The sequence below is a fragment of the Brevibacillus borstelensis genome, assembly GCF_036700025.1.
Taxonomy (GTDB): Bacteria; Bacillota; Bacilli; order Brevibacillales; family Brevibacillaceae; genus Brevibacillus; species Brevibacillus borstelensis.
Genome location: NZ_CP144922.1, coordinates 4,672,501 through 4,686,044, shown reverse-complemented (window position 1 = coordinate 4,686,044; position 13,544 = coordinate 4,672,501). Strand labels below are relative to the sequence as shown.

Genomic DNA, 13,544 nt, shown 5'->3' with positions numbered 1-13,544 from the left:
GGCCCTTGGCTGAAAGGTCGATGCACGAATGCACCTGCTCCCCATCCTGGAGCTGCTGGCGACGAGCCATGCCGGATTCCCTCCGTTAACGGGTTAGAGCGGATCGCAGATGCTTGTGGCAGCAGCGGTCAATCAGGGTGGTACCGCGGGAGAGTTTCCCCCGTCCCTTTTTGGGATAGGGGTTTTTTGCGTTTTTGAAAAGAAGCTCATGAAGGAGTGAAGGGCATTGAAAGAAGGAAAAGCATTTGTCAAAGAAATCACGCCGCAGTCTGAAGACTTTTCGCGCTGGTACATCGACACGATCAAAAAAGCGGATCTGATGGATTATACGCCTGTGCGCGGCTGTATCGTTTTCAAGCCGGACGGATTTGAGCTGTGGGAGCGGATCCAGGAGGCGATGGACAAGCGGTTCAAGGAAACCGGCCACCGCAATGCCTATTTTCCGATGCTGATTCCCGAATCCTTTTTTCAGAAGGAAAAAGAGCACGTAGAAGGCTTCAACCCGGAACTGCCATGGGTTACGGAAGCTGCGGGGGAACAGTTGGAGGAGCGCCTTGCGCTGCGGCCGACCTCGGAGACGATGATCGGCCATATGTACAGTCAATGGATTCAAAGCTACAGAGATTTGCCGGTACTCATCAATCAGTGGGCAAATGTATTCCGCTGGGAAAAGCGGACGATGCCGTTCCTGCGCACCTCCGAATTTTTGTGGCAGGAGGGACACACCGCCCATGCCACAGAGGAGGAAGCCCGTCAGGAAACGATGCAGATGCTGGACATTTACGCCGAGGTCGTGGAGGAACTGCTCGCGATCCCGGTCTGGAAGGGGCAAAAGACGCCGAGCGAGAGGTTTGCTGGCGCTGTCGACACCTACTCCATCGAAGCGATGATGAAGGACGGCAAGGCCGTACAGGCCGGCACCTCGCACTATTTGGGAGAAAAATTTGCGCGGGGCTTCGAGATCAAGTACTTGGACCGCGACAATCAATTCAAATACGTGCATACGACATCCTGGGGGACCTCTACCCGCCTGATCGGCTCGATGATCATGGTGCACGGGGACGACCGGGGGCTGTCGCTGCCGCCTCGTGTAGCGCCTACGCAGGTCGTGATGATTCCGGTTGGACCGCCAAAGCTGCGTGAAAGGGTGATGGCAGCATTCGATCCGCTCTTTGATCAGTTGAAAGCGGCAGGCGTACGGGTCCGGGCTGACCTGCGCGAGGAGACTCCCGGCTGGAAATTCAACGAATGGGAGATGCGCGGCGTTCCGATCCGTCTGGAAATCGGTCCGCGCGATGTCGAGAACGGTCAGGTCATTCTGGCCCGCCGCGATACCGGGGAAAAGATCACGGCTCCGCTTGCGGATGCAGTAGAGGCGGTCGTAAACCTGCTTGAGGAAATCCAGCAAAACATGTACCAGCGGGCAGTCGAATTCCGCAATGCCCATTCGCATCTGGAGATCAACACGCTCGAAGAATTGAAGCAGCACGCGGAGACCGCCGAGAAAGAAAACGGCATCGCGGGTTGGGTGCTTGCGGGCTGGTGCGGCGACAATGGCTGCGAAGCAAAGGTAAAGGAAGAGACCAAGTTCACCTCCCGCAACATCCCGTTCGAGCCGCCTGCACAAAAATCCGCATGCATCTGCTGCGGCAAAGAGGCGATGCACACGGTCTGGTTTGCCCGGGCTTACTAAGGCAAGGCCATCAGGCCAAAATCAAACCCGACGAAAGAACGCTTACGGCCAAGCTAGACCAACAAATACGAAATGAAAAAGGGGGCGTCTTATTTTTGACGCCCCAATACCCATTCCGCAAACGCATCCGTATCCGTAAACTCGTAATCCGGTTCCGGCTGAAAGCCTCCCGTTTTTTGCGTGACCGGAAGCCAGGTGACTCCTACTGTCACCAGTCCGGCAGCCTTCCCGGCTATAATATCCGCGTTGCTGTCGCCGACGTAGATGGTCTGTTCGGGCGTTGCACCAAGCTGCTCCATCGCAAGCAAAATCCCCTCCGGATCGGGCTTCGGATTTGTCACCTCATCCCCGGCGATCACCACATCAAAATAAGGGGCAAGCCCCCACTCTTTCAGAGAGATATCTGCGCTTCGTCTGCCCTTTCCTGTGACAATCCCCATCGAAATGCCGGCTTGCTGCAAGCGGTCGAGCAGCCGGATCATTTCCGGCGGATTGGACACGCGCCGATGCTCGGCTGCGTAGAAGTCGTAAAAATGGGTCACGGCATCCGCCAATTGCTCGCTGGCAATCATGTTTTCCAGAATCCCCATCTCAGGCGGGCCAAACATCGCGACGATCTCCTGATCCGTGTAGTGGCGCTGAAGAAAGTGCTGAAAGGTAGAACGGAAGGAATTGAAGATCATCGGCAGCGTATCGGCTACGGTCCCGTCGAAATCGAATAGAATGGTGCGCATCGTAAGCCTCCTTGGTCAAAAATGGAGAAAACCATCACAGCGGATGGTTTTCATGGTTGTTTTTGCATACTGGTCAGCTTCAGCATACTGCTGCGATTTCTGATTGTTCGTTCAGTCTTATGCGAAGATGAGTTCTTTCATGCCTCGTTGTCTTCAAAGTCGTCGTCCTCGTCGTCTTCACTCGGGTCAGGAGGAGTAACGGGAAACAAGACATCAAAGAACTTAAACTTCCGTCGTCCGTTTTCATTTTTCAGTCCTTTGTACTTTTGGAGAAGGTCGCTAATCTCGGCAACCAATTCATTTCTTTCTTCTTGGCTTAAATAAAATTCAGTCAGGTTGTAAGCGAACGTATCCTTGTACTCCTTGCGCACATCCACGTCGCTGGCTACAAACCGGTTGAGCGTACGCACCAGATCCTTTTCCGTCGTGCGGAAAGGGGTAAACATGATATCGCTCAGCTGCTGTGCGTTTTCCTCGATCATCAGCCGCAGCTTCACCTGAATGACTTTGGCTACAGGCTCGTAGTACTTTTCCACGATCGAGCCTTTTACTCTCGTGTCTACCTGCTGCAACAAGCCTACGCGCACAAGTTCTTTCACATGATAGTGAAGACGGGCGGCGTTTTCCCCCAGCTCGGTTGCAATCTGCTTGGCTGTACGGGGCTCAAGATCCTCAAACAATTCCAAAATCTTTACACGTTCTGGTATAGCAAGGGATTTGAGGGCTTCCGGGTCTGTTACGTTAAAAAATTCTTTCATCGCCATTCTTCACCATCCAGCTACCTACGCAAATTTTATATTTCTTTATCATTACTATCCATCCATATTATCGTTTTCTGTGCAAAAGCGCAACGTGCAAGCGGATGAAGTAGCTGTAAGCTTGTGGTAAAATGAGACCAAATGAAAAGCAGTTTTTAGTGGAAGGACGGGATCAAAAATGGTCGCTGCAGGACAAGCTGCACCAGATTTTACCCTCAAGGCGAGCAACGGTCAGGAGCTTTCTCTGGCTGATTTTCGCGGGAAAAATGTGGTGCTCTATTTTTATCCAAAGGACATGACGCCGGGATGTACGACAGAAGCATGCGATTTCCGGGATTATCATCCCGATTTTGCCAAGCTGAATACGGTCGTACTGGGCATTAGCCCCGACGATGTGAAATCCCATGACAAGTTCGTCGCCAAACACGAACTGCCCTTTCCGCTGCTGGCCGACACCGACCATCAGATCGCGGAAGCATATGGCGTATGGGTCTTGAAAAAGATGTACGGGCGCGAGTACATGGGCATCGAGCGGACGACCTTTGTCATCGATGCGGAAGGAAACATCGCCAAGGTCTGGCCCAAGGTTAAGGTAAAAGGGCACGTCCAGGAGGTGCTCGCGTTTATCCGGGAAGAGCTGCACAGGCCGTAATCCGTTCCTCAATGGAGAGAACGGGGGACAACCAATAAATCAATGGGGGAACAAATAATGACTTTGTCCACTGCATATATGGTAGAAACGTTTTGCCAACTGGCCAACACGCCAAGCCCATCGGGAAATACGGGCAAGGTGATGTCCTGGGTGGCAGACGAGCTCGATCGACTGGGCGTCAACTATGTAAAAACCAACAAAGGAGCGGTACTGGCGACGCTGCCGGGCAAAAACAAGGAAAAGCATCGTCTGCTGACGGCTCACGTCGATACCTTGGGCGCGATGGTAAAGGAAATCAAGAGCAATGGCCGGCTGAAGCTCGCTTTGATCGGCGGCTTTGAATTCAATGCCATTGAGGGGGAGCACTGCACGATTGAGACAGACAGCGGCCGACTTGTTACCGGCACCATTTTGTCGACCAAGGCATCTGTACATGTGTATGGCCGGGAAGCTGGCAAAATGGAGCGCAACGAAAGCAACATGGAAGTCAGGCTGGACGAGAAAGTAAAAACAAAGGAAGACGTGGCTGCGCTTGGCATCAGCGTAGGCAATTTTGTCTCCTTTGACCCGCGTGTAACAGTTACCGAGAGCGGCTTTATCAAATCGCGCCATATCGACGACAAGGCGAGCGTAGCGATTTTGTTCGGGGTGCTCAAGCATATCGGAGAAAGCGGCATCGAGCTTCCGTATACGACGCATTTCCTGATCAGCAACAACGAGGAAATCGGTTATGGCGGCAATTCCAGCGTTCCGGCACAAGTGGTCGAATATCTGGCTGTCGACATGGGGGCGATCGGAGACGGACAGACGACAGATGAATACTGCGTGTCCATCTGTGCCAAGGATTCCTCCGGCCCTTACCATTACGGCTTGCGCAAGCATTTGGTGCGCCTGGCCGAGGAGCAGGGTCTCAACTACCAGGTCGATATTTATCCGTATTACGGCTCGGACGCCAGCGCGGCGCTGAGAGCCGGATACGACATCGTTCACGGCCTGATCGGTCCGGGCGTGGACGCTTCTCACTCCCATGAAAGAACACACAAAGAGGCGCTGGAGAATACGGGAAAACTGGTCCTGGCCTACATCCAGTCTGAAGAGCTGCAAGCATAGGAGGACTTTGCTATGAGTGATATGTACCGCTGGGCCGACTACTACGACTTGACACAGCGCGGCATGGCAGGTGACGTGGAGTTTTACCTCGATATGGCTCGTCATGCAGGTGGCGAGGTGCTGGATCTGGCATGCGGGACTGGCCGTACCAGCATACCGATGGCAGAAGCGGGTTTGTCCGTCACCGGGCTGGATTTGTCGTCCGAGATGCTGAAGCGAGCGCAGGAAAAGGCGGAAAAACACGGTGTAGCGGATCGCCTTCGGCTGATCCAGGGAGACATGCGCTCCTTTGATCTGCAAAAGACGTTTTCACTGATTATGATCCCGTTTCGCTCCTTTTTGCATCTGCTGCATATCCAGGAGCAGATGAAGGCGCTGGCTTGCATCCGAAAGCACCTGGCACCTGGAGGAAAGCTGGTTTTTAATGTGTTTGTGCCCAAAATCAGCCATTTGTATGAGGAGAGCGAAAAGATGTCGCTCCGCGGCACTTTCCGATTGGAAACGGGAGAAGAGGTTGCAATGTGGGACTACACACGCTACGACCATTTCCAGCAGCTATCCGAGGTGACTCGGACTTATGAACGGACTTCACCGGACGGTGTCGTGACCGAAAGAGTTGTCGGGCGATTTACGCTGCGCTACATCTTCCCCGCCGAGCTGCACCATTTGCTTCGGCTCAATGGGTTCAAGGTGACGCAGCGTTACGGCTCCTTTGACAAAAAGCCGTTCGATTCTTCCAGCAGCGAATTGATAGTAGTCGCCGAACTGCTTTCAAGGGAGCGAACTTCTTTCAAGCGACCGAACTGCTTTCAAGGGAGCGAATGGATAAAGCGCAAGCGGGATGTCCCCGTGTCGATTTCCGGGGAAATAAGAAGAATGGGGGACTGACGGTGAAAATTTATACAAAGTCAGGGGACAAGGGCGAAACGTCACTGGTGTTTGGCGTTCGCGTCCCGAAGTTTGCGGATCGCGTAGAAGCGTACGGAACATGTGACGAAGCCAATTCAAGCATTGGCCTTGCACTTTCTCTCCTGCCTGCCGGGGACGAATGGAAGGAACTTCGTCAAGTTTTTCACGTCATTCAAACCAAGCTGTTTCACATTGGAGCGGAGCTTGCCACCCCTGTGGGAAAACAGGTGGGATGGCCGATCCAGGAAGAGGATGTACTCTTTTTGGAAGGGGAAATCGACAAGCTTGACGCTGCTTTGCCTCAACTGACCAACTTTATTTTGCCGGGCGGGCATCCGGCTGCCGCCGCGTTTCACATAGCCCGCACCGTAGTCCGCAGGGCTGAGCGCAAGGCAGTAATGGTCGCAAACCAGGAAGAGGTAAACGCCGCTGTCGTGAAATATTTGAATCGCTTGTCCGATTATTTATTTGTCGTGGCGAGGTATGTCAATCGCGAGACAGGGCATGAAGAGCTTCAATTGCACGAATAGAGAAGGGCGGCGTGTACCTGTCCAGGCTTTCAATGCGGGCTTCCAGTCCGGGCTTCTGAACCAGTTTTCGAACCATGCTTTTGACCATACTTCAACTATACTTTCGACCGGGTTTCCGAAGTAGGCTTCGACCGAAGCTTTTGAACCAGGCTCCCGATCCAGACTTCTGAACCAAGCTTTTGCGCCGGGGTTCCGATTCCGGCTTGCTTTTCGGGCAGCGTTCTGCTCTAGTCCGATACAAAAATGATGGACGTCGCAGCATGCTTGTAACGTATATTCCGATGCAAATTCCGATGAGGCTGCTCTCTAATCCAGAGCAGCTTGCATCCCTTTTCTAAAGCCATGAAAGGGAACCAGACATTTCCCGAGGCAATCCATTTTTGAAAAGGAGGGATTCGTATGTTTCAGAAAGCGGACAAGTGCTTGCGGACGAATAAATTTACTGAACAGTTGGAATTTTACCGCAGATTGATGGGATTTGACGTTGAGCAGGTGGAGGGAGAGCAGCAGCTGACATTTTTGATTGCCCCTGGCGGTGAGCGGATTTTACTGGCGGGAACAGAGCAAAAAGACCTTTCTTTGTATTTGACGGAAGTGTTTGACCAGCCAATCCTTGGACAGAGCTTCTATCTTTCCGCACCTTCGTCATTTTATGAATATCGCGATCGGGTACTGGCTCAAAAGCAGCACAATGCGGAATGGGTAGAAACGGAATGGGGCTGGGAACGTCTCAGTGTGACTGATCCGGAAGGCTATGTGATCACATTCTGGGGCGGGCGGAATCTGAGTGACGGGCAGATCATAGCCTTTTACGACGAAGCCCCGACTCGTCTGAAGAAAGCGCTGGAGGGACTGAACGATCAGCAGCTTGACTTGTCCCGTGCTCCCGGAAAATGGTCGATTCGCCAAATCGTTTTACATATGGTAGACTCGGACGCAACCTCGCTGGCGATGGTGAAGTTCGCTCTGGCGGAGCCAGGGAGGGTATTTCACGGGAATGCTTACGACCCTGACGTATGGGCGGCCGGATTGGATTATGCCCATCGCAGCATACAAGCGGAGGTCGAGCTGTTTTGCGCGATCCGCTCTCATATCGGCGGCCTGTTGAAGCACCTGCCCGACGCGATGGACAGAACGGTCTCTCTGTCATCGGGACACATCGTATCCGTTCGCCAGCGGATCGAGCCGCTCATGGGACATGCTTTGCATCATATCGGGCAAATTCTTGAAACCCGGAAGGTTCATGGAGTATAAAAGGCCAGGTAATGAAAGGAACCAAAAGCGGTTAGAGATCTTGAAAAGGGGAGAGGAGCACGATGGCCAGCCTGCCCTCGGTTTAGTTCGGGGTGGCCGGCCGTATTTTATGTCTTCTCGGGCGGGAAGGAGGTTTGAACATCTCCGTTGATATTCCGCTAACATTTTAGCGCAAGTACGCTTTGATTCCTTGCAAAAAAGGAATTTTCTCTGTGTCAAATATGTCGTACAGCGATTCCGTATCCGAGCATGCGTTTCCTTCCAGCAGCATCGTCAGTTGGGTATTGGTGATCGGGAAGAAGGAGAAACCTTCCATCAGATTAATGACCGGCTTCATCAATCCCAGCGGAATATGCACTTTCCGTACTTTGCGCTTGCCGATGGCTTCGCCAATAGCGTCGAGAATCGCTCCATAGGAGACTGGTTCCGGTCCGCCCGTCTCGAAAATTCGTCCGACAGCAGATTCTCGGGAGAGAGCCTGGACAAATACATCTGCTACTGTCTGGCTGGCAACGGGCTGCAGGAGATAGGAGCCGTCTCCAATCACGGGGGTCACAGGCATACGGACAAGATCGGCCAGCATGTTGACGAATTCATCTCCCGGACCGAAGATCACGGAGGGACGGAAAATGACGTAAGGGATGCCGCTGCCCTTCACGAGCTGTTCTGCTTCGTATTTGCTCTGATGGTACCCGCTCGTCGCATTGGCTCTCGCTCCAAGCGCACTCATGTGAACAAAGCGCCGGATGCCTGCTTTCTTGGCGGCTTGCAAAACATTTCGGGTCCCCTCCACATGAATCCGGGGAAATGTAATGCCCTTTTGCTTTTGTTCACGGATAATGCCTACCAGATGGATAACGGCGTCGCAGCCAGCCATCGCCCGGGAAAGTGAATCGGGGTCGAACAGATCACCGGCGGCGACTCTAGCATTTTCACTTGCCTGGTTTTGCTTGCGCCATTTTTCCTCCGAACCGGGACGAACCAGGCAAACGACCTCATGTCCGTCTTCTGCCAGTTTTGCCAATATACCCTTTCCTACAAAGCCGGTACCGCCCGTCAGGAACACTTTCATCCATATCCCCCCTAAAGTAAAAAACTCCCAGGTTCCATTGTACACCAGATAGACAGCTTGCTCCATTGCTGATGCGCTCTCCCGGTGGATTGACAAAAGAGCGTATAATACTAATAGAAAGAGAGGAGGTCCAAGCTTTGGCTCAACGCAAAGTACCCGTAGATGACATTTTGGAAATACTTTACCAAACATACCCAGATGCTCACTGTGAGTTGAACTATACCTCGCCTTTTGAGCTGTTGATTGCGACGATCCTGTCAGCCCAGTGCACAGATAAACGGGTAAATGAGATTACTGCGCCCTTGTTTCAAAAACACAATAAACCGGAAGATTTTCTCCACATGACACAAGAGGAAATGGAGGAGCATATAAAAGGGCTGGGATTGTATAAAAATAAAAGTAAAAACATCCTGGAGACCTGCCGGATCCTTTACGAAAAGTACAACGGGGAGGTTCCGCAAAACCATGCGGAGCTGGAGGCGCTTCCCGGCGTAGGCAGAAAGACCGCCAATGTCGTTTTGTCCAACGCCTTTGGAGTTCCAGCCATCGCAGTCGATACACACGTGTTTCGGGTTGCCAATCGCCTCGGCTTGGCCAAAAGCGACAATGTGGACGAGGTGGAGCGTCAGCTCATGAAGCGGATCCCCAAGGAAAAGTGGTCGGATGCCCATCATTGGCTCATCTGGCATGGACGACGCATCTGTGCCGCTCGTACTCCACAGTGCAGCATCTGTCCTTTGAAGGACATGTGCAGGTACGCCCTGGCCGAAGAGAAGAAGGCGAAGTCATCGCGGACAAAAGAGACGGCGAAAACAGCTGCCACCGCCAAAAAAACGGCAGCATCGCAGGGCTGATGAATGTCTGAATCATCGATTCCGATTTCCGGTGAATGTATATTGACAGTTTTCCTTGATTAGAAGTACACTTAATTTAAAGTAATTCTAATCAAAGGGTTTGACAAACCATGTACATTCATCGTGCGAAAGACTGTGAGGTGTAGCACAATGTCACAGCGTGTAGAAAAAGCTGTTGAAATCCTAAAGAACACCGGGGTAAGGATGACACCTCAGCGTCATGCCATTCTATCCTATTTGTTGGGGACGATGACCCATCCGACAGCTGATGAGATTTACAAGGCTCTGGAGGGGAAATTCCCCAATATGAGCGTGGCGACTATTTACAATAACCTGCGCGTCTTTAAGGATGCGGGTCTGGTGCGCGAGCTTACCTACGGAGATGCGTCCAGCCGCTTTGACGCCAATGTGGAGGAAGATCACTACCACGCGATCTGTTCGGAATGCGGTTCGATCCGGGATTTCCACTACCCTTATCTCCGAGATGCCGAGGCTTCGGCCGCAAAAACCATTGGATTTCGTGTAACCGGACACCGGATGGAGGTATACGGGGTATGCGAAGATTGTCAAAAGAAGACGCATTGAGGAATGTGTCGCTCAAAGAACACCTTCTGCTTCCAACAGGCTTTCGTTGGAGAGAGGGTGTTTTTTTGTTGCGCTGAGATGTTTATGCAAATTAGGGCGAGACATGTAACCTTTTGGCGATTGCCACGTCATCTTTGAAGGAAGGTTTTAGCCATTTCCAGTTTCTCGAAGGTTGTGAATAGAGTGAACAGAAGGTACGATAAGAGGAATACAGCCGTCAATGCATGTTATACATATGGTCAAGTCAAGAAGCGGTTGAGCGGAGGGAGTAGTCGATGAGTCTGGAAGTAGCCTTGGATAGACGAGCGAGACGACGCAAGAGACGAAAGCGCAGGGCTCCGCTCCTTTTTTTGATGCTCCTGGTTTTGGCTGCCGGGTTTGGGTATTGGTATTTTGAACTGAAGCCGTCGAATGAACAGGTGTTGCCCTATTTAGGAAACGAACGTCCCATTGTCTTCGAGGGCGAGCCTTTTAAGCAGCCGTATGCAATGGAAGGCGATCAGATTTTGCTGCCGTTTGAATTTATTCAGGAGCGCCTCGACCCGCACATTCATTGGGAAGAGCCGACCAAGATGCTGATCATTACAACCAAGGACAAGGTTCTCCGCATGCAGAGCGGCCAATTGGTGGCCTATTTGAACAAGAAGCCGGTGGATTTGCAGGTGCCAGTCTCCATCATTGGCGGCCACCGCTACATCCCGCTTGCCCCTCTGGAAAAGCTGTATCCGTATGCCTTTACGCGGCATGAGACAAGCGGGGTGCTGCGCGTAGAGAAAAACGAGTACGAAATCCAGCAGGCACATGTACTAAAGGATGAAGAGAAGGTCCGGCTTCGTTTAGAGCCGACGCATCGTTCCCCTTATTTGGCAGAACTGCCGGGAGGAGCCGTAGTGGACGTGCTGGGACAAGAAGAGGAGTGGTACCAGGTCTTGTCCGCTGACGGCATATCCGGTTATTTGCCCAAGAAGGTCGTCGAGCAAGGGGATGTAAGAAAGGTCAATTTGGAACAGCCGGCAGAATCCTTGCCTGTTTTATGGACACCGAAAGGGAAAAAGGTCAATCTCACCTGGGAACAAGTCGTCAAGCGAAATCCGAATACGGCCGAGATCGGCAGCATGCCAGGCGTGAATGTCGTATCCCCGACCTGGTTTGAGCTAAGCGATGCCGAAGGAACACTGATTAACAAGGCTGATCCTGCGTACGTCCAATGGGCCCACAAGCGGGGTTATCAGGTGTGGGGGCTTGTAACCAACGGATTTAATCCGGATTGGACGCGGTCCGTTTTGTCCAGTTATGAAAAACGTGACAAGGTCATCTCCCAAATCCTTCACTACGCTTATCTGTACGATTTGGATGGGATCAATCTCGATTTTGAAAATGTCTACATCGAGGAAAAGGACAAGCTTGTCCAATTCGTTCGGGAGCTGACGCCATACCTTCATCAGCAGGGGCTGGTCGTCTCTGTGGATGTCACGATTAAATCGACCAGTGACATGTGGTCTCGCTTTTATGACCGGAAGGCTTTGGGCGAAGTCGTAGACTACATGGCTGTGATGACCTATGACGAGCACTGGGCATCGAGTCCGAAGGCCGGTTCCGTCGCTTCACTGCCGTGGACCGAAAACGGACTGAAGGGAGTCTTGGAAGAAGTGCCGGCGGAAAAGGTGCTGCTGGGCGTTCCATTCTATACGCGCTTGTGGAAAGAGGCCAAACAGCAGGATGGCAGCATTAAAGTAACGTCAAAGGCATTGTCGATGCCGACGGCTGAGAAATGGGTGCAAGAGAGGAAGCTGACGCCAAAACCGGATGAAGCAACCGGTCAGCTCTATGTTGAATACAAGGACCCGGCTGACGGAGCTGTCTACAAGATGTGGATGGAGGATGTCTCGTCGATGAAAAAGCGCATGGAGCTTGTAAAGAAATACGATCTCGCGGGGGTAGCCTCATGGCGGCGGGGCTATGAGCAGCCGGCTATCTGGGAAGCGATCGATGCAAGCTTGAATGCGGCGGAATAAGAGGAAAGCGGTGAAAAATGCGAAAAACCACCTGGATCACTTGACTGTGACGGGTGGTTTTTTGTGATGTTTTGTTTCGTGTCGAGCCCCTCAGGTGTGGTTTTGCTGAGGCTGTTCATCGTCCAGCTTTAAAGGCTGTCCACAAAACATACAAGCGTCTTCTTTTCCGAGCATCTTTGTTACCTTGTTACAGGAGGGGCATTCCACTTGCGGTGCCGAGGTGGAGACCATTCCGGAAATCATAAACATAACGGTCGCCCCCATAGTCAGCAAAAAACCGATGATTAAAAGGAGAGTCATAAATACATAAGAACCCTTCAACAAAGTTCCCAGGAAAGGGATAAAATCGAGATATCCCGCGAAAAACGCGTAGCCTGTATACATCGACAAAATGCCGATTCCCATGCTCCAGTTGCCCCAGGAACGCATTCTTTTAATTTTGCTTAGGCGGTCAGTTTTCTTCATTATCATTCCTCCTGGTTTCCAGTATAGCATACAAAGGAATTGTCTGTTGACAAGCAGGAAACAGACAGACCATGTAGAATCCATATGTTCAAACTACGGAGGAATGGAGGGAAGCACTTTGCTGAGAGAGGAGCACAAGCAATTTCTGCAGTCACTTCAACAGCGGCAGGAAGTTCAGGCAGTGCTTGTCTTGCCCGATCACGTAAAAGTCCCTCCCTTTTACGAGCGAGCCGGTTATCTGGTCGTGGTCAACGGCGCCCAGAATCAAGCGGGAGTCCGTCAGGTGATAACAGAAGAAAAAGTCATATGGGAACAGAAAGTAAGCGCATGGGAATTGGAGAAAGGGCTTGTTCAGGGACTTGATGAAAAGCTGGTCACATGGCTGCAGCGCGGAGAGGTTTTATGGGATAAAGATGATTTCATTTACCGTTTGCGCCAGCGGTTAAGCAAGCTTCCCGAATCTCTGCAGAAACGGATGCTTTTCAAAGAATATTCGCGTTTGCTGCACGCCTTTCAGGAAACAAGGGATTACCTTCAAGAAGGAATGGTCCTCGACGCCTACCACGCTTTATTGAAAGCCTTGTACGTATGGGCGAAATGGATTGTGTTTCGGGCGGGGGAGCAGCCGGAATCTGCGTTATGGACGCAGGTAAAGAATTTGGATCCTTCCGTTTATAAATTATACGAAGAACTGACACTAAACCACGAAGAGCTGGAAAAGAGAATTGAGCTCATTTTGCTGCCAATGGATTTTTTTCTTTCTTCTCGATTAAAGGAATCGGTTCGCTATTTATTAGAAGTGATGGAGACTCGGACGAGTCCGTGGAAGCTGCATGAATTGGCCGAACATACGGCGATAGGCGAATCCGGGATCGAGCTTTCTCTTCTTATAGAAAAGATGGTTCAACGCTCA

General features: G+C 51.7%; 13 protein-coding genes and 1 pseudogene (1 of these 14 running past the window's edge). 10 read left to right on the top strand and 4 right to left on the bottom strand.

The window, feature by feature from the left end; genetic code table 11:
• Positions 1–226 precede the first annotated feature (226 nt).
• The gene (proS, locus tag V5G20_RS22460; protein ID WP_003391618.1) at positions 227–1,693 is read left to right on the top strand and encodes a proline--tRNA ligase; all 1,467 of its coding nucleotides are present in this window, start codon (positions 227–229) and stop codon (positions 1,691–1,693) included.
• 89 nt (positions 1,694–1,782) lie between these two features.
• Here the strand turns inward: proS and V5G20_RS22455 are convergent, their stop codons facing one another.
• The gene (locus V5G20_RS22455; RefSeq protein ID WP_122958746.1) at positions 1,783–2,427 is read right to left on the bottom strand and encodes an HAD family hydrolase; all 645 of its coding nucleotides are present in this window, start codon (positions 2,425–2,427) and stop codon (positions 1,783–1,785) included.
• A 137-nt stretch (positions 2,428–2,564) separates the two neighbouring features.
• Positions 2,565–3,185 carry a winged helix-turn-helix domain-containing protein gene (locus tag V5G20_RS22450; RefSeq protein ID WP_024984688.1) on the bottom strand — a complete coding sequence of 207 codons (621 nt, stop codon included), beginning with the start codon at positions 3,183–3,185 and terminating at the stop codon, positions 2,565–2,567.
• Positions 3,186–3,363: 178 nt separating this feature from the next.
• On the opposite strand from V5G20_RS22450, the gene bcp reads away from it, so the two are divergent.
• From bcp to V5G20_RS22425, 5 genes and pseudogenes are all read left to right on the top strand, one after another.
• On the top strand, positions 3,364–3,837 hold the full coding sequence (bcp, locus tag V5G20_RS22445) for a thioredoxin-dependent thiol peroxidase (protein WP_003391624.1): 474 nt from the start codon (positions 3,364–3,366) through the stop codon (positions 3,835–3,837).
• 57 nt (positions 3,838–3,894) lie between these two features.
• Positions 3,895–4,947 carry a M42 family metallopeptidase gene (locus V5G20_RS22440; RefSeq protein WP_003391626.1) on the top strand — a complete coding sequence of 351 codons (1,053 nt, stop codon included), beginning with the start codon at positions 3,895–3,897 and terminating at the stop codon, positions 4,945–4,947.
• Positions 4,948–4,959: 12 nt separating this feature from the next.
• Positions 4,960–5,718: pseudogene (locus V5G20_RS22435) on the top strand (class I SAM-dependent methyltransferase); the annotation flags it as partial.
• 119 nt (positions 5,719–5,837) lie between these two features.
• Positions 5,838–6,386 (top strand): cob(I)yrinic acid a,c-diamide adenosyltransferase, encoded by a 549-nt coding sequence (locus tag V5G20_RS22430; RefSeq protein ID WP_024984685.1) that lies wholly within the window; start codon positions 5,838–5,840, stop codon positions 6,384–6,386.
• Positions 6,387–6,785: 399 nt separating this feature from the next.
• The gene (locus V5G20_RS22425; protein ID WP_003391631.1) at positions 6,786–7,640 is read left to right on the top strand and encodes a DinB family protein; all 855 of its coding nucleotides are present in this window, start codon (positions 6,786–6,788) and stop codon (positions 7,638–7,640) included.
• A gap of 166 nt (positions 7,641–7,806) precedes the next feature.
• Here V5G20_RS22425 and V5G20_RS22420 read toward each other — a convergent pair whose 3' ends face one another.
• Positions 7,807–8,712, bottom strand: coding sequence for a complex I NDUFA9 subunit family protein (locus V5G20_RS22420; protein WP_227278508.1), 906 nt, complete (start codon positions 8,710–8,712; stop codon positions 7,807–7,809).
• A 137-nt stretch (positions 8,713–8,849) separates the two neighbouring features.
• Between V5G20_RS22420 and nth the strand changes: the two genes are divergently transcribed.
• The 3 genes from nth to V5G20_RS22405 all read left to right on the top strand — a co-directional run bounded on the left by nth (position 8,850) and on the right by V5G20_RS22405 (position 12,166).
• Positions 8,850–9,566 (top strand): endonuclease III, encoded by a 717-nt coding sequence (gene nth / locus V5G20_RS22415; protein WP_338462275.1) that lies wholly within the window; start codon positions 8,850–8,852, stop codon positions 9,564–9,566.
• A gap of 150 nt (positions 9,567–9,716) precedes the next feature.
• On the top strand, positions 9,717–10,151 hold the full coding sequence (perR, locus tag V5G20_RS22410) for a peroxide-responsive transcriptional repressor PerR (RefSeq protein ID WP_003391638.1): 435 nt from the start codon (positions 9,717–9,719) through the stop codon (positions 10,149–10,151).
• Between the two features lie 275 nt (positions 10,152–10,426).
• Complete coding sequence (locus V5G20_RS22405) at positions 10,427–12,166, top strand: glycosyl hydrolase family 18 protein (RefSeq protein ID WP_003391640.1); 1,740 nt, start codon at positions 10,427–10,429, stop codon at positions 12,164–12,166.
• A gap of 90 nt (positions 12,167–12,256) precedes the next feature.
• Here the strand turns inward: V5G20_RS22405 and V5G20_RS22400 are convergent, their stop codons facing one another.
• A complete protein-coding gene (locus V5G20_RS22400) occupies positions 12,257–12,631 on the bottom strand; it encodes a YgzB family protein (protein WP_003391641.1) in 375 nt (124 codons plus the stop codon).
• A gap of 118 nt (positions 12,632–12,749) precedes the next feature.
• Here V5G20_RS22400 and V5G20_RS22395 point away from each other — a divergent pair, with 118 nt between their 5' ends.
• Positions 12,750–13,544, top strand: partial view of a nucleotidyltransferase-like protein gene (locus V5G20_RS22395; RefSeq protein WP_003391644.1) — the 5' portion only. 75 nt of this gene lie beyond the right edge of the window; 795 of the gene's 870 nt are visible here — the first part of the coding sequence; its start codon is at positions 12,750–12,752; its stop codon lies beyond the right edge, outside the window.